The sequence below is a fragment of the Agitococcus lubricus genome, from assembly GCF_003051055.1.
GTDB classification, from domain to species: domain Bacteria; phylum Pseudomonadota; class Gammaproteobacteria; order Pseudomonadales; family Moraxellaceae; genus Agitococcus; species Agitococcus lubricus.
Genome location: NZ_QAON01000001.1, coordinates 307,742 through 333,706, shown reverse-complemented (window position 1 = coordinate 333,706; position 25,965 = coordinate 307,742). Strand labels below are relative to the sequence as shown.

Here is a 25,965-nt window from a genome sequence, read left to right as displayed (position 1 = left end):
AAAGTCGCCCTCGACATCAACCACGAAATAATTAGGCAGTTGGTGTTTCGTTGCTTGCAGGTACGTCAGCAGCGGCTTCAACAGGCGCAGCATCAGTGACGGCAGGCTTTTTAGTCGGGGCTTTGCGAGCGACAGTGCGTTTGACGGCAGGTTTGGCAGCCGCTTCACCGTCAGTGCTGGCTTTTTTAGCAGGGGCTTTACGTGTGACGGTACGCTTCACAGACGCAGTGGCTTTGCTGACTTCTTCGGCCACGACAGCGGCTTCTTTTTTCACTTCTTCGGCCACATGTGTCACTTCTTCGGCCACGGCAGCCGCATCTTTTTTCACTTCTTCAACTAAAGCGACAGCCGCTTCTTTGCCTTTAGCAAATTTGGCTTGTACATAAGAGCGTAATTCGCTGGTTTGAAAAATACTTTTGGCTTTTTCGTAGTCCTTTTTAGCGGCTTCTAAAGCAGCTTCAGCATGTGTTTGTGCATCTTTCAACAATTTTTGCGCATCGACATCGCCATTTTTAATCACTTGCGACAATTTGGCTAAAATGTCTTTGTAGCTGGCTTCTGCTTTTTCAACTAGCTTACGAGCGGATTCGATGTATTTTTCGGCTTCTTTTTGCGCTTTTTTAGCGAGCTTCTGTAATTGTTCGCTAGTATCGGCAACTAATTTTTCGGTTTTGGCAGCTTTTTTCTTGCTGGACATGGTTTGGTCTCCAAGGGATGATAGTCTGAAACTGGCTAACTGTGAGCCTTGAGCGCAGCGTTGATAAGATTCAACTTCACGTTGAGTACAGGCATATATAATCCTATGCAACAAACATGCTCATGGCGAAAGGTCTAAACCTTAAAAAATATAACGAGAAGCTCGTTTTCTTAGTGCCTATCAAGTCTGTATAATGGACTTGTATGTAAAGCGTGTGCTGAAGAAAACGGCAATCTATACCTGTTAAAAATTAACCTATCTCGATGACAAAAAGATTATTTTTTGTCTGACAAAAAGACAATTTAATGGATGTATGTCTCCTAACTGTTTAGTTTGTTGATGCACAGATTTTATCTAGGTGATAGTCATGGGCTGGAGCGTGTCTTTTAAGTATCTATTTAGACTTAGGAATAGATGACACATATTTACTACGCAATTTGTTTGATAATTCACGTTCAAGTACACACTAAGACTAGCCAAATGAAAAAAGGAATCGTATGCTCGCTGCGGTGCTAGGTTTAGGCTATAGGCATGAAGATAACCTGTGTTTAACGGATGAAAATATCCCAATCTTCAGCAGCCTTATGTGCACAGACCCTAAGAATAAAAAGACTAAGTCCCCCCGATAACATCAACTTAGTCTAAAACGAATGTTGGAGAAGATATGAAGCGTTTATTATTGATTGCCGCCTTAGCTTTTGCTCATCAGGCGATGGCTGCTGATGCAACTAATCAACCAAAAGATATGATAAAGAGTAAACAAGATGTGAATGGCACTCAAAAAACACCAGTGGTTAGTGGTTTTGGTGGCGGTGTCACAGCTAACGGTTCTGGAGAGATAGTTAAACCTTCTCCCGTTTCTACAGAAAGTGCTGCATTTAGTAATGAAGATGCCAAAGTCGCCTATAGCTTGGGTTTTATTTTTGGTAAAAACAATGCAGCGGCCATTGAAGACTTGAATATTGAACAATTTGTCACAGGCTTCAAAGACGGTTACGGTGGTAAACAAGGGTTGTTAAGCGAAGACCAAATTAAGCAAGTCTTAGCTGACTACAAAGAGCGTCGTATGGCGCAAGTACAAGCCGAGTTCCAAAAACAAGGTGAAGCCAATCGTACCTTAGGCGCCCAATTTTTAGCAGAAAATGGCAAAAAAGCAGGGGTCACAACGACTGCATCGGGTTTGCAATATGAAGTCTTAAAAGAAGGAACAGGCGCAAAACCTAAAGCCACCGACATGGTGTCGGTACATTATGAAGGTCGTTTGACCGATGGTACGGTCTTTGATAGTTCCGTTGCGCGCGGTGTACCTGCTGAGTTTCGTTTAGACCAAGTGATTCAGGGCTGGACAGAAGGTGTGCAGTTAATGAAAGAGGGCAGCAAATTTCGTTTAACCATTCCTGCTGTTTTGGCTTATGGTGAAATGGGTGCTGGCTCTATTCCACCCAATGCGGTGTTGGTATTTGATGTCGAGCTATTAAAAGTGACTAAAGAACCAACCGAAAAAACAGAAAGTAAAAAGAAGAAAAAATAAGTAGTCTTTGCTGTTGGCGGGGCAGCGTGTGTTAAGCATGCGCTGCGCCACCCGTCACGGTGAGTTTGTTTAGTCCTGAAGATGAGCTATTGATTCATCGGCATCACAGTGACACGTACATCCAATTCATGCTGCCCACCCCCTAAAATCACCCCTCGCAGTGGCGAAACATCACTAAAATCACGTCCCCATGCCACGGTAATATGTTCAATATTGGGAATCACATTGTTTGTTGGGTCAAAGTCTACCCAACCTAAACGCGGGCAAAAGACAGCAATCCATGCATGTGAGGCATCCGCGCCAATTAAACGTGCTTGACCTTCAGGTGGATTGGTTAATAAATAACCACTGACATAGCGTGCGGGTAGACCCATCGAGCGTAAACAAGCGAGCATTAAATGGGCAAAATCTTGGCATACGCCGCGTTTTTTACTTAAAACCTCACTTAAGGGCGTGCCAATGTGTGTGGCTTGTGGGTCGAAGGTAAATTCGCTAAATATTTTTTCCATCAGCGCTTTGACCCCTAATAATAAGGGTAAGTGTGGACTAAAGCAGTCAGCGGCATAATCGGCAAAGCTATGCTTGAGATGGACAAAAGGTGATTCAAACCGAAAGGGTAAGGCTTGAAACAAGTCCGCAGCTAATTGTCGATTCGCTTGATAACAGCAGGTTTTGAGTACCTCTTCCCACGGCATGGACTGACTAAAATCAGGATATTGGCGTCTAGACACGTCTACACATAATTTCGCTGTGACCAATAATTCATCGTGTGGATGATTAAACGCTAACAAGGTACATGGATTACCAAAACTGTCATGAATCGTGGTGTTATCGCTGGGTTCAGGCCGAATAATCAATTGTTGATAGACACACTGCTGATAAGGCATAAATCGGGGCTGAAGGTGTACCAGTTGTTGTGACAAAGACACGGCAGCCGCATAACGATAATGGGTCTCGTGAGTAATATGATAACGTGCGCGCGCAGCAGTCATTATGCAGATACCGTCGGTTGGCTAATGGTGTCGATATGAGCGAAATAGCGTAAGCTCAAATGATCTGATAAGTCACGTCCTGTACGGGCAATGTCTTGAAGTAACACCGCAATCAGTCCTAATGCGCGTGGCAGACGCGTTGGATAATCCATCTCACTTTCGAGGACATCAAAGTTTAAGGAGCGTAGTCGTTCACGCAAGGCAGCCAAACCATAATCGTTATCGTGGTCAAGTTGTGCCAAATAAGCCAACAGCGTATCGAGCTGAAATTGTAAAGAATGTGGATTACTGGGGTCTAACAAAATCAAATCCAACACAGGAATGAGTTGTGCACTTGATAAATAGCGACTGCGATAGGTAATCGTGCTATCGGCTAATTCGAGCAGCCAATCTAAGCCTGTTTGTTCAATCGCGGCGTTAGTTTGTAAGAGTTGAGCAATCATATCGGCCAAAAACTGAAGACGCTCTAAACGTCGACCTAACATCAAAAAACGCCAGCTATTGTCTTGTGTCATGTCATCCATCGCAAACCCTGCTAATGACGATAACGACATCAATAAACGGTCAACAAAAGATAAGGCTTGGCCAAGTTCGAGCTGTTCAGGACGTAAACTATCGGCTTCTTGTTGTAATTCGGCAATGGTTATCCAGTTTTCTTGCGATAGACGGCCACGTACTTGCGAGGCAGACCAAATCAAACTGCGTAAGTTAGAGACTAAACTACTACCCCATTTTGCGTCACAAATTCCTGCTAACAATTGGCTACTGAGGTCTTTATCTTCGGGATATAAGCCCAAAAACTGACAGCTTTCGAGGGCTATTTCTAAACTTAAATCGCTATCGCCTGCCAGTTCAATATGACGGGATAACGCAGAGCGCAGTAAGCGGGCATTATTATCACAACGCTCCGAATAACGGCCGAGCCAAAACATATTTTCGGCAACGCGTGAGGGAAGATAGGGGTCTTGGCGTAATAAATCGCGCACCCCGATAGTACGCACTTTGGGTTTTTCGGTACGTGTACTTTGGCCAAAACATACCCATGTATCTTTACTGATGCCGCCCCGTTGCATAGAGACAACATTGGCACCGTGATGGCTTGCCACGCGAGATAAGCCGCCAGCCATGACGCTATAACCTTCGTCGCTAGCGACAGCATAGACGCGCATCCCTGAAGATTGTGCCTGAAATTGGCCTGTGTCTTTGTGCCAAACAGGCGATTGTGCTAAGGCAACTAATTCTTGGGCTACATAGGCATAGGGGCGTCGTTCGATGCGGCGTTTGAGGCTCTCCAATTCTTTTTTACTGAGTTTTTCGCCAAAGACAGGTTCAAAACGCTGAGAAGGAAATGCAGGTTTAACCACTAAACGATTGAGTTTGCTCAGTGCTTCTTCTCGTACAGGGTCTTCACCGCACCACCATGTGGCGATTGAGGGCAGTTTGAGTGGCTCTTTGAGTAAATATTGGCAGGCGTTGGGTAAAAAGCCCAATAAACCTGCCGACTCCAATACCCCTGAACCCAGTGCATTGGCGACTAACACGGTACCAGAGCGTACGGCATCTAATAAGCCTGCTACGCCTAAGGCAGAGTCACTGCGTAATTCAAGCGGGTCACAATAGTCATCATCTAGACGTCGTAAGATAACATGCACACGTTTGAGGCCATTTAGGGTTTTTAGATAAACCACCGAGCCGCGTACAGTGAGGTCGTAGCCTTCGACTAACGGAATCCCCATGTGACGGGCTAAATAAATATGTTCAAAATAGGTTTCATTAAAACGACCCGACGTCAGTAGGACTATCAATGGCGCTTCGCCACTGCTAGGTGATAATCGGCTAAGTGTTTGTCTTAAAATAAGAAAGTAGTCATTGAGTGATTGTACTTTGAGTTGACGATACAGTTCTGGAAAAGCACGGGCAATGATTTGTCTATTTTCGAGGGCATAACCTGCGCCTGAGGGCGTTTGCGTGCGGTCAGCCATAATCCACCATTGGCCATTCGCATCACGGGCAACATCGGCGGCATAGACATGTAAAAAGGTATTATGAGGCTGTTTGATGCCCATACAGGGGCGTAAAAAGTTATTATGGCCGTAAATCAATTCCGCAGGAATTAATCCCTCCCGAATGAGTCGTTGTTCGCCATAAATATCAGCCAACATGGCGTTTAAGAGGGTGGCACGCTGGGTGATACCTTCGGCTAAGACTTGCCATTGTTCGGCTGGAATTAAATTAGGAATCGGGCCTAAGCGCCACGGACGATTAGTGCCTTGTGGGTCGGCATAGACATTATAGGTGACACCATTTTCATGGATTTGTTGAGCGACTAGGTCGGCTCGTTCCTGCATTTGTGACGCAGTCATAGACTGTAGGGTCGTGGCAAAACGATACCAATGCGGATGGACAGTACCATCAGCAGCAAAAATTTCATTGTAGCGGCTGGAATCAACCTGATAAGCATCAAACAGTGTTGGCATGGATATTAGGCGTTACTCAACGGGACGTATGGTGGTATACGCCTCTGTATTTTAAGAAGTTGGAAAATTCCCCTGAGACCCCTATTGTCGGTTAGTTATGGTCTAGGGGCAAGAGTACAACATAGCCACAGGTCGGAACATCCGTACAGGATAGACGATTTTCTATCCATCCTAAACATGGTAAGTCTTTTATCTACCATGACTAAACCCATTTTTAGACGCAGAATCTTCAGCCTCTCTTTAGCAAAAAGAGGCCGAGGAAGATACTCAACTGGGACGTTTATACAGACTTGACACGGTATCCGTTTATTTACGGCGCAAGTCCAAAATAAATGGATGTTCAGGGTTTGTCGTCGACACCTTAGCAGCCACTTTACGCGGCGTATGACCGATGCGGAAAAAGCGTGCTAAACGACGGCTTTCGGCCTCATAAGCATTAACGGGTAGGCTATCAAAGTTACGGCCACCTGCATGCATGACATGATATTGACAGCCGCCCATTGAGCGCTCCATCCATGTGTCGACCAAATCAAAGGTCAAAGGCGAATGTATGCCAATCGTGGGTTGTAAACAGGATGCAGGCTGCCATGCGCGATAACGTACACCTGCCACGTATTCACCGACATTCCCTGTAGGCCGTAAAGGGACAGGTTCGCCATTACAGGTCAGGGTATAACGGTCAGGCGCTAGCCCTGTGACTTTAACTTGCACGCGCTCTAGCGAGGAGTCGACATAACGTACTGTTCCCCCTGCGGAGCCTTCTTCGCCTAAGACATGCCACGGCTCTAAGGCATGACGAATTTCCAACGCCATACCTTTAACGGCGTAATCTCCGTATTTCGGGAAACGGAATTCAAAATGGGCATTAAACCAATCGGCTTGAATGGGGTAGCCCGCTTCTTGTAATTCACTCATCACATCATCAAAGTCTGTTTTGACAAAATAAGGCAGCATGAAGCGGTCATGTAATTCTGTTCCCCAACGGCTTAAACGCGCAGGATAATAAGGCTCTTTCCAAAACCGTGCGATGAGCGCCCGTAATAAGAGTTGTTGCGCTAAACTCATTTGGGCATGAGGGGGCATTTCAAAGGCGCGTAATTCTAAAAGCCCTAAACGTCCTGAGCTACTATCGGGTGAGTAGAGTTTATCAATACAAAACTCTGCGCGGTGCGTGTTACCAGTCACATCAATTAATAAATTGCGTAATAAGCGGTCAAGTAACCACGGAGGACAGCTTTTACCAACGGCAGGAAATTGTTGAAAAGCTATTTCGAGTTCATATAACGCATCATTTCTGGCTTCATCCACCCGCGGGGCTTGTGAGGTTGGTCCAATAAACAAACCTGAAAATAAATACGATAATGAGGGATGATTATGCCAATAAGCAATTAAGCTGCGTAGTAAGTCGGGTCTGCGTAAAAAGGGGGAGTCATTAACGGTGGCACCACCCAAAACAAAATGGTTGCCGCCGCCTGTGCCTGTATGACGGCCATCGGTCATAAACTTTTCGCTGGTTAAACGGCAAAGATGCGCGCTGTCATACAGGTGTGTGGTTTTATCGACCAATTCATCCCACGATGCGGAAGGATGAATGTTGACTTCGATGACACCAGGGTCGGGTGTGACTCGGAAATAGGTCAAACGAGGGTCGTTTGGAGGTTCATAACCTTCTAAAATAACAGGATGTTGCAAGGCTTCTGCGGTGGCTTCAATGGCAGAAACAAGCTCTAAATAATGTTCTAGCTCTAAGGTAGGCGGCATAAAAATATATAGCTTGCCATCACGCGGTTCGGCACATAAAGCGGTTCGGGTTAAATCGATGGCAGACTCTTTGGCCTTAGGGGCGCTATCGTGGCTGATGGTATGACGTTTTTCGCCTAATACCTGTTGTTTAATCGCGGTATGTGATTTGAGTGGGCTAAATTCAACACTGGGGTCATGCGGATTGATATAAGGAAAGTCTTCTTTACTCACCCAAGGTTGTGAATCTAAGGGCAGACGATAGCCAATCGCGGAGTCACCTGGTAATAAATAACAATGTTCGGTACGTAAAAACCAAGAGCCTGTTTGCCATGTATGTTGTTTGACATTCCACGTGATGGGTAAAATATGACCAACAACGTGGTCTAGGCCTTGGCTAAATACTTTGAGTAAACGTGCACGTTCGAGTGGGTCATTGAGACGGGAGTCATGGGGGTCGACGTTGCTCGGCAGTTTACGTTCACGCCACATATAATAAAAGACATCTTCAAAGGCAGGAAAAATATACTGTTCATCTACCCCTAAACGTTGTGCGACACCTTGTAAAAATTCAGCTGCTAAGGCGGCATCTGTGCCATATTGCTTGTTTTCATCGGCATACAAACTGGGGTCTAACCAAATAGGTTCGCCATCTTTACGCCAAAAACAATTCAGTGACCAACGCGGTAATTGCTCACCAGGGTACCATTTGCCTTGACCAAAATGACACAAGCCTTGTGGGGCATATTTATCGCGTAGACGATTGAATAATGCGGCCGCTCTTAGGCGTTTAGTAGGGCCAAGAGCGGCAGTATTCCATTCCGCACCGTCAGGGTCGTCAACTGCAACAAACGTGGGTTCTCCCCCCATGGTCAGACGTACATCCATAGCGGCTAAATCGGCATCCACTAAATGACCCAGTTGCTCAATTGCGTGCCATTGTTGCTCCGTATAAGGTTTAGTGACACGCGGTGCTTCCCAAATACGGTCAACGCGCATTTCGTGGTGAAACTCGCACTCGCACTCATCAATTAAGCCACTGATAGGCGCAGCAGACGAGGGTTCTGGACTACAGGCCAACGGTAAGTGGCCTTCACCTGCTAACAAACCAGAGGTGGGGTCTAAACCTATCCAACCTGCACCTGGTAAATAAACCTCACACCATGCATGTAGGTCGGTAAAGTCAACATCTGTACCTGTAGGGCCATCGAGCGCTTTGACATCAGCCGTGAGTTGAATTAAATAGCCCGAAACAAAACGTGCCGCCAAGCCTAAGTGACGGAGGAGTTGAACTAATAACCATGCAGAATCACGACATGAACCAGAGGCTTTGCTGAGTGTTTCTTCGGGTGTTTGCACCCCCGGTTCTAAACGAATCAGGTAGTTAATATCTTGACTGAGTTTTTGATTGAGATAGACCAAAAAGTTAATGGTATTAACGGTACTGGTATCAATACTTTGTAAATACTCACTAAATAAGGGGCTAGGGTCTTGCTTTAGTAAATAAGGTGCTAACTCTTGGTCTAGGCTGGTATCGTAGCTAAAGGGAAATTTATCGGCATACGGTTCTAAAAAGAAATCAAAAGGATTGATGACCGACATTTCGGCGACTAAATCTACTTCCACCTTAAATTGCGTGGTTTTTTCTGGAAAAACCAAACGCGCCAAGTAGTTAGATTGAGGGTCTTGTTGCCAGTTAATAAAATGCTTTTCAGGTAGCACTTTGAGTGAGTACGACAAAATACGGGTACGACAGTGTGGCGCAGGACGTAAACGAATTACCTGTGGCCCAACATTGATAGGGCGGTCGTACTGATAATGTGTAACATGATGAAGGGCAACATGGATGGACACCGAGAATCTCCCTGTTAATGAGCAGTTTTAGCTGTGCAAAGGCAAGAGTTGTGCCACTTTAGGCTGATATCTGTGACGCTATCCTTGCAAAAATCCTGAAGCGTATCAACCGTGTTAAAACATCAACAGCCCCTAATTTAAGTGAACTAAATGACGAAAAGATGTCCTTTACATGACGAGTGGTGATGTAATGACAGGGAGTCAGGCAAACATTAGGTGCATTTGTGCACCAATATGAGGCATTATAAGCAAAATAAGTCGTTTGTGGTGAAGTTAGGCAATACGAAGATGATTCAGCCATGCAAGTCATAGGCAAAATGCTAACAATATTGATTTATGTTAAGCACAGCCGCATCAATTTAGGTATACCTTGAGCGAGGTCTATCGCTTATCCAATGGAGTGACGACGCTCAGCATAGAAGCTAAATACAGATAAATGGGGTCTTTAGGACGTATGTTCATCACCATAGCCTTTGGTTGACGGTGGCAAAAGGCGACAGCGCCGATAATCTAGTCAGATAGTGATTGCTAACGTGCTAAAAAAATGCTTAAAATCAGCAACCTAGGCGGGTGTAGTTTAATGGTAGAACGGCAGCTTCCCAAGCTTTCGGCGAGGGTTCGATTCCCTTCACCCGCTCCAAGTTCTGTTGATGGCTTTGACACAGACAATCCGTCGGATGACCAACAACCTAGTCTTCACCAACACCGCGTCGACAATGTTTACATACTTTAGTAAATAAACTCGGGTGTGTTTCACCAATAAAACGATTGGCACAGACGGGACATTCTAAGCGTCTAACGACAAGAATTAATATTGCACTGGCAACGGTTGATGCCACAAAAATATCTTGTATCACCACGCCTGTTTCTACACTTAAATGAAAAATGCGTAAGATAGCGGCTGCAAAAATCAGCACTGAGATAGCGCTCACACTGACGCTAATTTGGCAAATAATTTGAACGAGGCGGATTTGTTGAATAGTCAACCTAACATTCCTTAAAGTGAGTTTAGGACTCACGCATTGCACCGTGTTAGCAACTGATAAAAGCTGCTAAATACGTGAGTCCTAAAAAGAACTAATGAGAACTGGTTCTCATTAGCTTAGGACTTTAACAGAAGCCTACGTATTTGTATGCGTAGCCGTGATAAGTGGGGGTATTTATACGATGAGTGTCGTAAAAAAATGGCTACAGTTTCTTGCGATTGCACACATTGTTTTAGGTTTATTATTACCCCTGATTATTCAGTTAGAGTTTAGTCAAATCTATATTCAGTGGTTAATGGATGCATTTGCTGTTAACGACCTCAATGCGCACCATTTAACAGCCTTTATGCTGAGTTTATTTGGGCCTACGGTGGCGAGTTGGGGGATTTTATTTTGGGCGTTGGTTCAACAATCGTTTATGTTGCGTACGCGCAGTAGTTGGTTGTTAATGGTAACGGCAACCTTAGTCTGGGGACTTTATGACAGCATATACTCTTATTATTATGGGGTTTGGATACATGCCATCTTAAATGGCATGGTTATGTTGGCGATTATTGTTCCACTTTGGTCTGTTCGTCATGAGTTTGATTAGCGTTTTACCTTACTCACAGAGAGTAAGGTAAAACATCAAGCCCATAAAGCGTCATTAGGACTTTTGTACAGCCAGTGCTTTAGGATTATCCGCCATTTGCATGCGTTGTTCGTAGAGTTTGGTAATCTCTTGCATGTGTTTAAGTAAGTTCTCTGTGGTATTACAAATAGCGGTTGGCACAAAGACTTTCTCTTGTGACAGTGCAAAACCCGCTTTAGAGAATTGCCAAATACTTTTAACGCGTGCCAGCCCTTGATTGATATCTGCCGTGTTGAGATGACTTTGACTTAATTGAGTGAGTGCTTGCTCATAGTCATGAATCGCACTTTGTAAGTCTAAATCTATCGCATCGTAGTTGAGTCCCCAACTTTTGACTAAATAAATTTTGGCAATACGCTGACTTAACATACGTTGCCGTCCTGACAGATTGACTAACTGTGCACTACTCGCATTACTGTGGTCTTGAATTTGTTTAACCAATTTTTCGCTCAGTTTTAAGACTTCATCACTCTGGCGAACGACGGTGAGCGCTTCATGGCGTGATGGCGTATTGAGCACACGCTTTTTATAGCCAACCCAAACCGACTCCACTTTGCTGACTTGTTCGGCGATATCGGGCGTCGGCGCATAGGCTTGTAGGGCTTTTAGGTTGTCATCAAACAAACGCACGCTGGTATCACGTTGTTGACGTGCTTCGTGGGTACTGATTTTTTGTCCTAACATCAGATAAGTTTTTGCAATCCGTTGGCTCAACATCCGCTGTAGTCCAGACATATTAACCGCTTCGGCATCTGTTAATGCCCAAGTCGGTAGACAAATGCTTGATAACAAAATCAAGATAAGTCCAGTGCGTAATCGGGATAGCATGTTGAATTTCTCCTCTACGATTGCCTGCAATATGGGTGATAAATCGGGATTTCATCATCACACTGTCTGCAAATTGACAGTCTATTGGGACATATTGCGGTGTTTTTAGGGCATGATTACTGCGCCCATACGGAGAGTTAAGCAAAATCTAAGCCGATGCGCCTCAGGTTTGGCACAGTTTATCAAAAATGAGAACGTGTTAATAAAACACAGGGGTTAGTAGTCGATAACCCCTGATTGTTAGACTATTTTTAGATGTGTTTTAGACGCTGTGTGATAGATTGGAAAATTCCATCTGCATCTAGGCCACAAGCATGCAGCATTTCTTGGTGCGTACCGTGTTCAATAAAAGCATCAGGAATGCCTAAGTTTAACACGGCTTTCTCTAAGCCGACGTTGGCTAACAGCTCATTCACCGCACTGCCTGCACCTGCCATGACCGCATGTTCTTCGACAGTCACTAATAACTCATGGTCTTGTGCGAGTTGTTGAATCAATGCGTCGTCTAGCGGTTTAACAAAACGCATATTCACGACAGTAGCATTCAGTTTGTCGCCTACCTGTAGGCTCGGTGCTACCATACTACCAAACGCTAAAATGGCAATTTTTTCGCCTTGACGTTTGATTTCGGCTTTACCAATAGGAATGGCTGTCATGGTTTGTTCAATCGTCACGCCTGTCCCTGTCCCACGTGGATAACGTACGGCAGCACAGCCTTGATACTGATAAGCGGTATACAATAATTGGCGACATTCATTTTCGTCGCTAGGTGCACAAATCACAATTTGTGGAATGGTACGCATATAGGCGTAGTCATACGCCCCCGCATGGGTTGGCCCGTCTTCGCCTACTAATCCTGCACGGTCAATACCAAAAGTCACATCGAGATTTTGTAGCGCAACGTCGTGTACCAGTTGGTCGTAACCCCGTTGTAAAAACGTAGAATAAATGGCCACTACAGGTTTTAGCCCCTCACATGCCATACCCGCCGCCAACGTCACGGCATGTTGTTCGGCAATGGCGACATCATGAAACCGCTCAGGAAATTGTTGGGCAAATTTGACCATGCCTGAGCCTTCACACATGGCAGGTGTGATGGCCACTAAACGCGTGTCTTTACTGGCCATATCACATAACCACGCACCAAAAATATCGGAGTATTTAGGTTTTTTCACCACTGGCAGACTTTGGTTACGTTCGGTAGCGGGCGCAATTTTGGTGATGGCATGATAACCAATAGGGTCTGCTTCGGCAGGGGCAAAACCTTTGCCTTTGGTCGTATATAAGTGCAGAAGTTGTGGGCCTTTGGTTTTGCGTAAGGTAGTTAGCACTTTGACTAATTCGATCACATCGTGACCATCAATAGGGCCAACGGTATTAAAGCCGATAGCTTCAAATAATGTGCCTGTAGAGGCGGTCATGTGCTTGACACTTTCTTCGGTACGACGAGCAAAATTCCATGCCGTTGGCATCGTGGCCAATACTTTTTTACCGCCTTCGCGTAAGGCAATATATTTCTTACTTGCCCAAATACGTGCCAGATAATTAGAAAGCCCACCGACATTATGGGAAATAGACATTTGATTGTCATTGAGAATCACCAGCATGTCGGCCTTGTTATGAGCCGCATCGTTGAGTGCTTCAAACGCCATGCCTGCGGTCATCGCACCGTCACCAATCACAGCAACCACTTTACGGCCAGATTGTTGTTGGCGAGCTGCTAAGGACATGCCTAAGGCCGCAGAAATCGAGGTTGAGGAGTGACCGACACCAAAGGTGTCATATTCCGATTCTGCCCGATTAGGAAAAGCAGCTAAGCCATCTTTTTGGCGCATGGATAACATCTGCTCTTTGCGACCCGTTAAAATTTTATGGGGATAGGCTTGATGACCCACATCCCACACAACACGGTCAAACGGGGTGTTATAGACATAATGTAACGCGATGGTCAGTTCCACGACGCCTAAGCCTGCACCAAAATGGCCACCTGTTTGACCTGTACACCATAATAAATACTCACGTAATTCATGGGCGAGTTGCGGTAGCGCGCTCAGGGGTAACTTGCGTAAGGCATGAGGAATACTTGCTTGGTCGAGCAGCGGGGTATGCGGTTTGCTTAAAGGAATGTGGTTAAACATGATTGCCATCAACAAAATAAAAATGCTAACTAGGTAATCTGCTATGCAGGGAGGCTAATTCCTGTGGCAGTGTGATTTGTGCTACCCCCCAAATTACTTTTGGTAAGGTATAAGCAATAACGAGACAACAACCCGCTAATGGTCGCGTGCTACCAAAAAATCGGCTAACCAAATCAAAGCATTAGCGCGACATCCCAAGTGTTTTATGGCAGAAATTGCGTCGTCATGCAATTGCACAGCCAATTGTTGCGCTGTTTGTAGACCCAATAAAGCGGGGTAGGTGGCTTTGGCATGTTCGGCATCAGCACCCGCGTGTTTACCCAGTTTTTGCGTATCACCAATCACATCGAGGACATCGTCATGCACCTGAAAAGCCAAGCCCAATTTATCGGCAAAGTTTTCTAAGGAGGCTAAGGTTTGCTCATCTGTACAACCTGCCGCACTTGCGCCCATTAACACACTGGCACGAATCAGTGCGCCTGTTTTGTGACGATGAATGGCTTCTAATTCATGGAGGCTTAATTGTTTGCCTTCGCCTGCTAAATCAAGGGCTTGACCAACAGCCATATTGGCGCTGGCTAAGGCGAGTTGCTGTACTTGCCGTGTTTTAATGGTATCGTCTAAGTGGCTACAGGCTAAGGCAACAAAAGCTAATGCTTGTAAGGTGTCACCTGCTAATAAAGCCGTGGCTTCGTCAAAAGCTTTATGACAGGTAGGCACGCCTCGGCGTAAATCATCATCGTCCATACAGGGTAGGTCATCGTGGACTAAAGAATAACAATGGACTAACTCGACAGCCCCTGCGGCTGAGTTTGCATCGTTGATATGGCCACCACATGCGACACATGCTGCATAGGCCAGTGCAGGACGAATACGTTTGCCGCCATTCAGGACGGCATAACGCATGGCTGCCGATAAGGGTTTGGCGAGTCCGTTTTGTGCAGCTAAAAACTGCTCCAACCAAGGCTGAATCCGCATCTGACAATCGTGTAAAAAATGCGTGGGCACCGACATACATAAATCCTGTGCATAAATGATGGTAGCAACGCCGATAAATGAGCGCTTGGCAAAACGAAAGCTGACTATTTTAGCATTATCGTGGCGGACAGCGTTAGCGGCGCTTCAGGCTGTCTATGTCCGAATAGCAGACATATAAACCAATACCCTAAGCATACGCAAAAAATAGGCAGATTGATTGTGAAAAAATGATGAGTAATCAATGAATAGCGTGTTAAGTGCGGTACATACGTCCAGCGTTGTCGACGTGTGATGGTTGTCGTGTGTCAAGGAGAAGACACGAGGCTTATCTAGAATTCAGGTAACACACATAGCACGAGGTAGGTAAACCAGAGACGCAACAGTTTTTTATCCCAGACGAGATGATTAATGTGCTAATGCGGGGATACATAATCTGAGTACTTTGGCGATTGCAGCAACAACCAATAAGGTAGCGACTTGTATAGGTGCAAAGGCTTGGTCGTAACTTAAGGCAATGATAAAAGCCAGCAAATAACTGATGACTCCTAACAGCAAACTCAACCAAAGCGCGTGTTGCCAACGATTAACCCAAGAAAACGCTATCCAAGCAGGTAATACCACCAGTGCAAAACTGGCCATGAGACCGAGTGCTGCTGTACTAAATGCCAGCAATAATGCTCCGATTAAGTCGAAGCTCAAATGCCAACGCCATGCGGGTAATTGGTTGGCTTGCTCATAACCGACAAAAAAACGGGCACGTAATAAACGCTGACTCCACCACGGTAATAACCCCAAGAAAGGGACAGCAACGGCCAACATCGCCCATAAATGCTCTTGACCCACTAAAAAGATTTGTCCGTCACTTAATGCATGCGCTAAGGATTCTCCTAAACTGCTGTTGGCCGCTACTAAATATAAAATAGCCCAACCGACAAACATCAACAGTACATACCCCAAGTTGCCTTGTTGTGCAGTCACATATTTGCCAATGACCGCAACAATTGCCCCCAAACTCCCACTGGCTAATAACGGAATACCTAAAGCAACACCAGCCAGTTGACAAGCCGCCGTGATATGACTCACACCTAACGCAGCTAACCACTCTTCGCGGGCATGGAGTAGTGCGCCCAGTAAGGGCAACACAAGACTAGCACATAGGCCAACCAATAAAGGCACTCTAAATAGTGGGTCAAATAGTAGGTGCATAACAAATGTATTCGTGATTTAACAGCGTGACGCAAATTAAGGCTTAGACGATAGGGCTATATCTGGCATGGTCAGTAGTTAACAGTCATAGACCTTGACAATAACCAGCATTCTATAGGTTTATGGCTTAACGAAAGCTCAACAGGTGCGCGTCGTTAAGTCTAGCGCTATAGTAACGGATTGATACAGTGGCTCATAGCGCTTCGATATCAGACTGATGAAATGGACTGAGGTCGACTTGGCGTGTGGTGGCCGCATGGACAAATTCATGGTCATGGCTAATTAAAGCAATACCTTGTTCAGGTCGGCGTTGATTGAGCATTTCTAACAACAAAGTAATACCTAAACGGTCTAAATTATTGGTGGGTTCGTCTAAAAGAACAACATCGCTATCGGTTGCTAAACAAGCCCAAATACTTAATAGTTGAAATTGCCCACCCGATAAGCTGTCCAAACGGCGGTCTAGCAGTTGTGCTAATCGTGTCGGTAGATGCGCGATTTGTGCGGACATTAAGGCCAAATATTCGCGCGCGGATAATGGGAAATTGGCTAAACGAATCGGATGTTGTTTTTGTAAACGGATATTCAGTGTGGGCGCTTTATAAATCGTCCCTGAAAAAATACGCGCCTCACCACTGATGGCTTTAAGGAGCGTACTTTTACCGCAACCATTACTACCACCTAAGCCCAATATCTCACCCGCGCTAAGACTCAAACTGAGATTGGACAAAATAGGGCGCTGATAGCCAACACTGAGCTGTTCTAAACGTAATAGACTCATTTAAGGTTGACTCACCGCATTGAGCCATTGGCTAATTAAGGCAAAATAGGCGGATGCTTGGCTATTAGTTGGCGGGTCTAGGGCTAAGGCATGGTGTGGCCAGCCTAATTGATTCGCTAATTGTTGGATACCGGCATGACCTTGATAAACTGTATGCAATATGACACCTTTTTTGCCTCTGTACTGTTGTACTAAGCCTAACAAATGACTGGCTGTGGGGGGAATGCCTGCCAAGGGTTCAATATAGGCTAAGACAGGAATATTAAAACGAGCCATCAAATAATTGGCATCTTTGTGATACAACATCACGCCTGTTGGATTGCGACTGAGTTGTTGCCATTGACCAAGCTGCTGATTAACAGCTTCTTTGAATTGTTGCGCATTTTGTCGATAAATAGCCGCATTATTCATATCTAATTTGGCTAAGCGCTCGGCTAAGGCTTTGGCAATGTCGGCCATACGCACAGGGTCTAGCTGTACATGCGGATTACCCAAAGGATGTACATCGCCTTCGCTACGGTCAACATTGGTTTTTTGCTCAAGCAAAGGGACTTGAGCGGCAGCCTCAAAGTAACCCAAGGTATTGGGTAAAATTTTGGGGTTGGCAGCGCCTGAAATCGCAGGAGGCAACCAACCTTGTTCTAGCTCGGCACCTACAGACACCACCAGTTGTGCGCGGCGTAGGGCTTGTAGCATGGACGGTTTGACCTGTAAGGTATGAATGTCTCGGTCAGGTGGCGCTAATTCGGTAACAGATACTAAATTGCCGCCTACGGTACGACTTAACATGCCCATACTACTCGTCGTAGCAACGATATTAATAGCGGCATGACTCAGCATGGCGCACATGCTTAATAGACACAAAACAAGCAAACGCATCATGAGTTTCTCTAATCATTGATAGGGGGCAATGGAGGTTTTGTTTGTTGTCTAAGCATCATCACACGCTCAACACCCCCTAATGGCTCTAAAATTTATGTGCGCCATGTGCGCCTAAGCTATGGGTATATTGCAAAAATATTTGTTTTACTTGTTCGCTATCACCCGCTTCATCAGCAATATCGGCTTGGCTGGCTTGTAAGCGTAAGCGTGAGTATTCACTGGCAAAAAAACTCAAGGACACACTGTGACGTGTCGATTTTGCAAAACTCTCCGTACTTCCTGCGCTGGTTAACTCGTTCAGATTGCCTGTCGCATCATGGCGCCAAGCCAGTTGCCAACGTGGTGCAATGCCATACGCCAGTTGTAGAGTATAACCGTCTTGTTTGCCAGTCACTTTTTCGCCAATCGCGGCGGGAAAGCTATCAATGAGCGTATCACCGTCAGTGTCTACACCCGCACCTGTCGCGACCACGGTCATGTCTTTATTGAGTCTTAAATATTCGGCAATCACTTTCAAGTCACCTTGACCATAGTCACCTGCTGTATCCCATTTATACACAATATCGGTGGCGATGAGTTGTTGCTTGCCATTTAGTGCCATTTCGTCACCCGATAAGCTCAAGCCGTCTTCATCCAATACTTGTTGGTATTGTTTGGCTTGCGCATAAGACAAGCCAATTTGTAAGGCGTGGTTATCGCCAAGATTAGGTGCGAACTTAGCAAAGGCGGTATAGATGCGTGGGCCAGCACGAGAGGGCGACATATCACCCTGTATCGTATTTTCGTCTAGGGTTTCATGGATAAGCTCTTCGTCAACTAACGCACCAAAACGCTCTTGGTTACTACCTTGTAGGGCTTCAATCCCCCATAAACTGTAAAAAGGGGTTGGGGCTAACCATGTGAGTTGGATACCACTATCCATCAAACCGTGGTCACCCAGTAATGCACGATAAGCCAAATTTTGGTCGGCAAAGTCCCATGTATGAGGATGTTGGTTGTTTAAGTAGCCGATTTCACTTAAAAATTTACCCATTTTAGCTTTTAGGCCAGCGGGAAGTAGCCGTGTTTGTAACCATGCTTCTTCGACAGCCGTTTGACCTTGTCCATCGACAGTCATAATAAATTTGCCATCAAAATAGGGGTCAACAGTTGCTGAGAGTACTAGCTCCGATTCGGCTAAATTAAATCCTTGTTCAATACCCCCGTGTGCATGTGCGTGCGGGTCATGTACGGTATGACCAATCCCTGCCATTTCTTCTATGCGTTCATTGGCAGCACCACGTTGATTATCATGGTAATAATAACCATTCAAAATCAATGACATTTGAGGATTAAAATAAGATGCCGCAGCGACTGCATGGGTGTTGTCAGCACATGCCACAGAGCTGAGCGCAAGACTAGAAAGTAAGAGAGGCCATTTATTCATCGCAAGAGATGTCCCACTAATTTTGTTATAATATAACATAACATTATTTCAGGGCAGGTGTGAAGGCTTTTTATGTTTATCGTGTCATCTATCGACGCATTGACAATCGCCCCCCCTAGTCTTTGAGGCAGACATGGGGTAAAGTCCGAGTATCATAGTGCCATAATAATTAGAGCAATAGACTATGTCTCGTCAAAGTGAAGTCGATATTATTCGTGAGCAATGCCGTACACTTGCCCGTAAACGTGCCTTAGTTTCCGCGGGCGTGGCGGTAGTGCCTGTGCCGTTTTTAGATGTCATGGTTGATGCTAGCATGCTAACGGTGCTTATCCCTGAGATTAGCCAACGTTTTGGCTTAGCACCAGAGCAAATAGAAGCATTTGATGCTGATACCAAACAACTGGCATGGACAGAAATTGGCCGACGTGGTTCGCAATTTTTGGGCTTGGTTGTTACTCGAACCTTAGTACGTCAAAGTGTGCAAAACATGGCCACCAAAATTATTTCTAAACAAGTCGCTAAATTTATTCCGTTTGGTGGGCAAATGGTGGCGGCAGGTTTGGGCTACTTTGTGTTGCGACGTATTGTTTATCAGCACATTGATGACTGTTATGCCGTCGCCAAAGCGACCTATCGTTAACTCAGCACACGCCATATTTTTTCAACAGACTAAGCAATGCCTCTTGTTTTAAGGGCTTGGGTAAAAAATCATTCATCCCTGCGGCCAAACATTCTTCGCGGTCACCATCTAAGGCATTCGCTGTCAACGCAATAATAGGCGTTGGATGACGCTCTTGCTGTTGTTCATATAAACGAATGGCACGTGTGGCATCAAAACCATCCATTTCGGGCATCTGACAATCCATAAAAATTAAATCATACTGCCTATCTTGGCTAAATTTAACGGCTTCTTTACCGTTGTGGGCAACATCCACTTGTGCGCCTGCTTTTTCTAGCATTTTTAGCGCAACTTTTTGATTAACGATATTATCCTCAGCCAATAAGACTAAGGCTTTTCCGCTTTTATTTAGTGTAATAATTGGGCTAACGGGTGCGACTGTCGGTATGTGAGCTGGGTTAGCCTCGTTAAGTTCGTGGCTTTGTAAATAGCTACGTTTGCCAATATGGATGGCAGCGATTTCGTTGATGAGGGCATAAAAACGTATGGGTTTGGCAATAAAACCATTAAACGCATTATATAACGAGGGACTCAGGTTACGTAACGGTGTTTGGCTCATTAACAACAAGTGACTATGTGCAAATTGTGGATTATGTCGTACGGAGTTGGCAAACAAAATACCCTCGTTAGATTTGGCTAATTGACTATCGACCAAAATAAAAGGCGTTCGTGGTGATAAGGTGTTCATCAGTTTGAGTTTGACTAAACCTTCTTCGGTTGAAGATGCTACATCCACACGCATGCCGTAGCGTTGTAGACATTCACTGATATGAATACGGTTAATCGCTAACGGGTCAATAATCAAAATAGGGACAAAATACAGTTCTGGATATAATGGTAGGGAGCGTTCGACAGCATGTTCGCGTTTTAAGCAAATATGCACTTTGAAGGTAGAGCCTAAACTGGGTGCGCTGGTCAAGGAAATATGACCTCCCATTAACTCAGACAAGCCTTTACAAATGGCTAAGCCCAAACCTGTGCCACCAAAACGACGCGTGGTTGACGCATCGGCTTGCGAGAATAGTTGAAACAGTTTGCTTTGTTTTTCGTGTGGAATACCAATGCCTGTGTCAATCACTTCTAGATTTAGTTCGACATGCGCAGGTGTGGTAATTTCAGCCGTGACTTTTAAGGCAACATAACCTGTACGCGTAAACTTAATGGCATTACCCAGTAGGTTTAATAAAATTTGCCGAATACGATTTGGGTCACCAATTAACGCACGTGGACAGCTTGGGTTATAAGCCAGCACTAATTCTAGGTTTTTAGCACTGACTTGCGATAATAATAAATCACAGACTTCTTCACATAATTTCTGTAAATCAAAAGGGATTTGCTCAATGGTTAATTTACCCGCTTCTATTTTAGAGAAGTCGAGAATATCGTTAATAATCGTTAATAAGGCTTGGCCAGAATGATACAGAATGCGTGAATATTCTTGTTGCTCTTGATTAAGCGGCGTTTCTAATAATAATTGTGCCATGCCTAAAATGCCATTCATGGGCGTACGAATTTCATGGCTCATGGTTGCCAAAAATTCACTCTTAGCACGTGTGGCAGATTCTGCGGCTTCTTTGGCTGCAATTAAGGCGCTTTCGGTTTGTTTACGTGCACTAATATCGTTAATGGTGCCCGTTGTACCACAAACATTGCCATTTTCATCATAAATTAAACTAATCCATAAATGAATCCAGCGATGGTCGTGAGAGGCCGTCATAATCTGCGTATCACAACGTACTTGGTCTAACGCGCCGTTAAATAAACGTTGTAATAAGTGAAAAATTTCATCCTGTTTTTCGGGATGAATAAAATCAATCATTGGTTTTTGTTGCGTGCTTTCGACAGGAAAGCCCGTGACATCATACCAAGCAGGATTTAAGAAGGTAAAAATTGTTTGGTTATCTGTCTGAAAAATAACTTCATGAACATTATTGATGACATGACTATAACGTGACTCTGATTGAATTAAACGTTGGCTTTGTTCGTATAAGCGAAAGGCCGATTGATTGAGTGCCAAATTTAAATCTTTAATTTCATCGATATGAGAGTCAATACGGATTTCTTTTAAGCCTTTATATACATCGAGTGATTTTGCAAAATCAATTAAGGTATTGAGGTGTTTGATAGGGCTTTGTAAAAAATAGAAAAATAAAATACCTGCAATTAACGAAATAATCACCGCTGTTAATAAGGCTTTTTTGAGAATCTCTAAATAACTATTCGATTGCTCCGAATAGTCATACAGCATATATGCCCAGCCATAATCACTAATCGGTTGCCAAAAATAAATACTGCTATTGGCGCTGTCAATTGTGTAATACATATCCTTTGTGGAAGGGGTTTTGAGACGTTGGGAATTGCTGATTTCAATAGGGTCTTCATTAAGATGATGCGCGACTTCTACTAAGACATTACCTTCATGGTCGGTGATAATGAGTGAGCGAATTTCTGTAAAAATAGCCGTATTGAGTAATAAATTACGTATGGATTTTTTATTGGCAATTAAAACATCTTGTTCGACGATAGTACTGAGGTTTTTGACAACTAATATCCCTTGATTGATGGCACTTTTTTCGTTAATTGTACGTTGTTGATTATAAATGGTCACTGCAAATAGTACTAAAGCCATCAATAATGAGGCAGCCGATAATAACCCTAACTGTTTGGTAAAACTGCTGGGTAATAATAGGCGGAGTCCTTTTATCATTGTTGTTATGACTGACATAATCTGTCTAAATCGTTCCTATGAGCTTCATATTGTCAATGAGTGCCATCTCAATCGCCCATAAACGATGAGCGCCCCCAAAAGCGATACGACGTTCGCCGTGTAAATACAGAGTGGGCACATACGGTACATCTAACTGTGTCCATTCTAAGGTGTATTGTTCTATGGTACTTAAGTAGCTATCATTTTTGATGGTATTAATCTGCTTAAGTTTTAATCCTGTTTCTTTAATCAATTGTTTTAAGGAACTACTATAGCTGAGATCATGGCCAGTTGCCCATATTCTTTGTAGAACAGCCAAGCTGACGGCTTGGTCTAAACCTTGGCTTTTGGCCAAACAAATTAAATTGAGGCTATACATCATGGCTTTGTCGTTTGCTAAGCAAATGCGGCCAAAGTCGGTTTGTGTTTTTTGCGCAAACCACGTTAAGGTTTGCAGGCGTTGGTACCATGATAAATCTAAACTACAGTCATCATACTGACTTAATAAAATGGGTTTTAGGTGCAGTTTGAGTTGATAGTATTCTGCCAAACGACACACAGGCTGAAAATATAAATAAGACCACGGTTCATTGAGGTGAAAATAGTAGTCTAGTTGGTATTTTTGGCGACGAATAATAGTGAGTTGTTCGGTGTCATTGATTAAATAATCAGGCGTATGCGAGGGCAAATAGAGACCGCTTTGATACTCTTGGCCAAGTCCCGCAGCGGATAGTTGTTCGGTCAAAAAGAGTAAGTCATCTAAACACCAAAACCAATGACCTTGATAGTGCAAATAAGCGGCCTTATCTTGGCCAAATTGCGTGAGTTGATGTTGGTTAATCAGTAAACGGCGTTGACTTTGTTCGAGCGGGAATGGGCTAAACCGCAGTGCTAAGGTGCGTAGTTTATGGCTTTGATGCTCCCATAAACATAAAAATACCTGTTTGATGAGAGTCAAATAATCCTCTAAAGCTAAGTCATGCTCTGCCAATAAAATTTGATTGGCCAGTTGGCAAGATTCTTCGTTGGGTGTTTGAAATTCATGAAAGCTCAATTGATGTAATTGTGCTAAATACCAAGCGTCGCGTAATTCGTGACTCAAAAAATGGTTGGGTTCTTGGTAAGGCAGTAACTTAATTTCAAATTGTAATTCAAATTGGTTGGCTAATTGCGGTAATACTTGTACTAAAAGGTAGCTATAGGGGTCATTACAGCGTAACCAGACCGTAATAGTCGGGGTAATAGCTGCCAAACGACGCGGAAGCTCATAACGTGCCGCCAATAATTGATGAACATAGGGATGTACTAATGCTCTAGACAATAAAGGTTGTAATAATCGTCGAGCTAATGGCATAAATCGTCCTCAATACCTAGGACTTTGGTGAAGAGGGCTGACAAACTCATATAGGGCGTGCCGTGGCTGAGTAGAACAGGACAGGACAGCATTTTAAACAGGCAGTGATTCACCTGATGAGTAGCTTGAGTCGTCCTGAACGCATATTATCTTTGTTGTCAGTAAGTCCTATTTGTGTAACTATAACGACTCTATCGCCATAGACAACTTATTTTCTTTGTTCTTTGCTAAATTCATCCTCATTATCGCTTTTATCACGAATAAAAGCGCGTCAATACCCACCATAAACGATGCACCGTTTGAGCAAAAAATATCCTAGCGACTTTCCTTTTTATAAAAATCATCTAGTCTAAACAGAGAATCGACAGACGTATTTGTTGAGCAGACACTCTGTAAACATATATATTGTGTTAATCGCTGTGTATTTTATATCGCTTATCTCATTCACTCTGGGCATTGTTTGAGTGGGCGTGGATGAATGGCATGATTTACCAACTCCCTTTGTTTCCGCTAAATACGGTATTGTTTCCGCAAAGTGAATTGTCACTGCGTATTTTTGAGTTACGTTATCGACGTTTGTTAGATGAGTGCGGTAAAAAGCAACCTTTTGGCGTGGTGCGTATACGTTATGGTCATGAGGTCGGCGAGCCTGCATTTACCTATGACATAGGCACATCTGCCTATGTCGTACAGCAGGTTGCTTTAGCAGATGGAAGCCTCGCGGTGATGGCTGTCGGAGGTCGACGTTTTCGGGTCACAGGTGTCACGGTGGAGCCCGATGGCTTAACGCGTGCCACCATTGAGTGGTTAAGTGCAGACCCCTTTGTCGCGATTCCCAACGCCTTACAAGCGATTGCAGATACGTTTGCCGAATGTGGCGATATATTGACCGATGCGGGGACTTTAGCGTGGCGTTTAGCCGATGCCTTGCCGTTATCCTTAACCGAACAACAAGAATTACTAGAAGAAAATAATCCACAATTACGTCTACAACGTGTGAATGAATGGTTATTAAAGCATCCTTTTGATTTTATTAAATAAAATATAAATTTTGTCTGTCACTATCCTCTAAAGCTATGCTGTCTATCGCAAGCATATCTCGTCTATAAGTTTTTACTAGTCTGTCCCTTGTTTAAGCGTGACAGCATGACATAACGATTGTTTAGATAAATGTTGACAGTGTAAACATGGCTGATTAAGATATAAGCAAGAACAAAGTAGTGTGCTAACGTCGTAAATAACAATGGGCATCATGGATTGGGGGCAACACGCTATGTTTTGAGGCTATGTTGTTATAAGTTGCCTAATTGGAATAAACAAACAACGCATCGGATATCCTCAAAAAAACGTCTTTCGCAACCATAATCCAAACATCAACAGACCGTATATCAGCAATAAGGCTATTTATGGCTGTACACTACGAGACTTTGTGACTGAATAGAGTAGAACGGTGAAAAGCGAATCCTCGACCAAAACGCCCTATCATCATGGCAATTTACGTGATGCCTTGTTATCGGCTGCCTTAGAGCGTTTAGCCAATGATGGTGTGGCTAAATTAAGTTTACGCGCCTTAGCGAGTGATGTGGGCGTGTCACCAACGGCCGTCTATCGGCATTTTGAAGATAAATCCGCCTTGCTTGCCGCCATCGCCTGTGATGGCTTTGTAGGATTAACCCAAAATATGGTTAAGCATTTAGGTGTTGACCCGTGTGATGCCCTGACCGCCTTAAAACGTATTGGCATAGGGTATGTCGATTATGCCATGCACCATCCTGCACATTATCGACTGATGTTTGGTCAACGTATGGTTGAGCGTGCACGTTATCCAGAGTTGTATCAGGCATCCAATGCGAGCTTTGCCACACTACGCAACATGATTAAGCGGGGTATGGATGAGCAGCTATTTAAGGATTTACCGTTGGATGTGATGACCATGACGGCGTGGTCGTTGGTGCATGGGATGTCAATGTTAACGATAGATGGTTTAGTCAAACGCCCCCAACAAGCAGACGTGCTGATAGCGATTGCTGACCAAGTACAAAATACCCTCGCGCATGGGTTATTGCGTAACCCTTAAT

At 44.3% G+C, this 25,965-nt stretch carries 19 protein-coding genes and 1 tRNA gene; 6 read left to right on the top strand and 14 right to left on the bottom strand.

The features are described 5' to 3' along the window. Positions 1 to 31: 31 nt before the first annotated feature. The gene (locus tag C8N29_RS01375) at positions 32 to 697 is read right to left on the bottom strand and encodes a hypothetical protein (protein WP_107864224.1); all 666 of its coding nucleotides are present in this window, start codon (positions 695 to 697) and stop codon (positions 32 to 34) included. 664 nt (positions 698 to 1,361) lie between these two features. On the opposite strand from C8N29_RS01375, the gene C8N29_RS17275 reads away from it, so the two are divergent. Continuing rightward, positions 1,362 to 2,228 (top strand): BamJ family beta-barrel-assembly machinery protein, encoded by an 867-nt coding sequence (locus C8N29_RS17275; protein WP_275656190.1) that lies wholly within the window; start codon positions 1,362 to 1,364, stop codon positions 2,226 to 2,228. Positions 2,229 to 2,314: 86 nt separating this feature from the next. On the opposite strand, the gene C8N29_RS01365 is transcribed toward C8N29_RS17275, so the two are convergent. The 3 genes from C8N29_RS01365 to C8N29_RS01355 all read right to left on the bottom strand — a co-directional run bounded on the left by C8N29_RS01365 (position 2,315) and on the right by C8N29_RS01355 (position 9,291). Beyond that, positions 2,315 to 3,220, bottom strand: a complete 906-nt coding sequence (locus C8N29_RS01365) for a transglutaminase family protein (protein ID WP_107864223.1) — start codon at positions 3,218 to 3,220, stop codon at positions 2,315 to 2,317. Next, entirely contained in the window at positions 3,220 to 5,697 is a 2,478-nt protein-coding gene (locus tag C8N29_RS01360; RefSeq protein WP_107864222.1) for a circularly permuted type 2 ATP-grasp protein, read from the bottom strand. Before C8N29_RS01360 ends, C8N29_RS01365 begins: the two co-directional genes overlap by 1 nt. 306 nt (positions 5,698 to 6,003) lie before the next feature. After that, a complete protein-coding gene (locus C8N29_RS01355) occupies positions 6,004 to 9,291 on the bottom strand; it encodes a transglutaminase family protein (protein ID WP_107864221.1) in 3,288 nt (1,095 codons plus the stop codon). 566 nt (positions 9,292 to 9,857) lie between these two features. Here C8N29_RS01355 and C8N29_RS01350 point away from each other — a divergent pair. Beyond that, positions 9,858 to 9,931: transfer RNA gene (locus tag C8N29_RS01350), tRNA-Gly, on the top strand. A gap of 49 nt (positions 9,932 to 9,980) precedes the next feature. On the opposite strand, the gene C8N29_RS01345 is transcribed toward C8N29_RS01350, so the two are convergent. Then, on the bottom strand, positions 9,981 to 10,277 hold the full coding sequence (locus tag C8N29_RS01345) for a hypothetical protein (RefSeq protein WP_107864220.1): 297 nt from the start codon (positions 10,275 to 10,277) through the stop codon (positions 9,981 to 9,983). A gap of 181 nt (positions 10,278 to 10,458) precedes the next feature. Here C8N29_RS01345 and C8N29_RS01340 point away from each other — a divergent pair, with 181 nt between their 5' ends. Next, positions 10,459 to 10,869, top strand: coding sequence for a hypothetical protein (locus C8N29_RS01340; RefSeq protein ID WP_107864219.1), 411 nt, complete (start codon positions 10,459 to 10,461; stop codon positions 10,867 to 10,869). A gap of 54 nt (positions 10,870 to 10,923) precedes the next feature. Here the strand turns inward: C8N29_RS01340 and C8N29_RS01335 are convergent, their stop codons facing one another. The 7 genes from C8N29_RS01335 to C8N29_RS01305 form a co-directional block, all read right to left on the bottom strand. After that, on the bottom strand, positions 10,924 to 11,736 hold the full coding sequence (locus tag C8N29_RS01335; RefSeq protein ID WP_107864218.1) for a type IV pili methyl-accepting chemotaxis transducer N-terminal domain-containing protein: 813 nt from the start codon (positions 11,734 to 11,736) through the stop codon (positions 10,924 to 10,926). 251 nt (positions 11,737 to 11,987) lie between these two features. Further along, a complete protein-coding gene (gene dxs, locus C8N29_RS01330) occupies positions 11,988 to 13,877 on the bottom strand; it encodes a 1-deoxy-D-xylulose-5-phosphate synthase (protein ID WP_239986942.1) in 1,890 nt (629 codons plus the stop codon). A gap of 132 nt (positions 13,878 to 14,009) precedes the next feature. Beyond that, positions 14,010 to 14,888 (bottom strand): polyprenyl synthetase family protein, encoded by an 879-nt coding sequence (locus C8N29_RS01325; protein WP_239986933.1) that lies wholly within the window; start codon positions 14,886 to 14,888, stop codon positions 14,010 to 14,012. 369 nt (positions 14,889 to 15,257) lie between these two features. Beyond that, positions 15,258 to 16,058 (bottom strand): metal ABC transporter permease, encoded by an 801-nt coding sequence (locus C8N29_RS01320; protein ID WP_107864216.1) that lies wholly within the window; start codon positions 16,056 to 16,058, stop codon positions 15,258 to 15,260. 193 nt (positions 16,059 to 16,251) lie between these two features. Next, positions 16,252 to 16,839 carry an ATP-binding cassette domain-containing protein gene (locus tag C8N29_RS01315; RefSeq protein ID WP_107864215.1) on the bottom strand — a complete coding sequence of 196 codons (588 nt, stop codon included), beginning with the start codon at positions 16,837 to 16,839 and terminating at the stop codon, positions 16,252 to 16,254. Further along, positions 16,840 to 17,721 carry a metal ABC transporter substrate-binding protein gene (locus C8N29_RS01310; RefSeq protein ID WP_107864214.1) on the bottom strand — a complete coding sequence of 294 codons (882 nt, stop codon included), beginning with the start codon at positions 17,719 to 17,721 and terminating at the stop codon, positions 16,840 to 16,842. Between the two features lie 85 nt (positions 17,722 to 17,806). Next, positions 17,807 to 19,147 (bottom strand): porin, encoded by a 1,341-nt coding sequence (locus C8N29_RS01305; RefSeq protein ID WP_146164402.1) that lies wholly within the window; start codon positions 19,145 to 19,147, stop codon positions 17,807 to 17,809. Between the two features lie 184 nt (positions 19,148 to 19,331). Here C8N29_RS01305 and C8N29_RS01300 point away from each other — a divergent pair, with 184 nt between their 5' ends. Further along, positions 19,332 to 19,787 carry a hypothetical protein gene (locus C8N29_RS01300; RefSeq protein ID WP_107864212.1) on the top strand — a complete coding sequence of 152 codons (456 nt, stop codon included), beginning with the start codon at positions 19,332 to 19,334 and terminating at the stop codon, positions 19,785 to 19,787. 1 nt (position 19,788) lies between these two features. On the opposite strand, the gene C8N29_RS01295 is transcribed toward C8N29_RS01300, so the two are convergent. Together C8N29_RS01295 and C8N29_RS01290 are read right to left on the bottom strand one after the other, a co-directional pair. Beyond that, positions 19,789 to 22,533, bottom strand: coding sequence for a PAS domain-containing hybrid sensor histidine kinase/response regulator (locus C8N29_RS01295; RefSeq protein ID WP_170106846.1), 2,745 nt, complete (start codon positions 22,531 to 22,533; stop codon positions 19,789 to 19,791). A gap of 25 nt (positions 22,534 to 22,558) precedes the next feature. Continuing rightward, positions 22,559 to 23,887 (bottom strand): DsbA family protein, encoded by a 1,329-nt coding sequence (locus tag C8N29_RS01290; RefSeq protein WP_107864210.1) that lies wholly within the window; start codon positions 23,885 to 23,887, stop codon positions 22,559 to 22,561. A 483-nt stretch (positions 23,888 to 24,370) separates the two neighbouring features. Here C8N29_RS01290 and C8N29_RS01285 point away from each other — a divergent pair, with 483 nt between their 5' ends. Further along, on the top strand, positions 24,371 to 24,928 hold the full coding sequence (locus tag C8N29_RS01285; RefSeq protein WP_170106845.1) for an LON peptidase substrate-binding domain-containing protein: 558 nt from the start codon (positions 24,371 to 24,373) through the stop codon (positions 24,926 to 24,928). A 409-nt stretch (positions 24,929 to 25,337) separates the two neighbouring features. Then, a complete protein-coding gene (locus tag C8N29_RS01280; protein WP_107864208.1) occupies positions 25,338 to 25,964 on the top strand; it encodes a TetR/AcrR family transcriptional regulator in 627 nt (208 codons plus the stop codon). Position 25,965 lies beyond the last annotated feature (1 nt).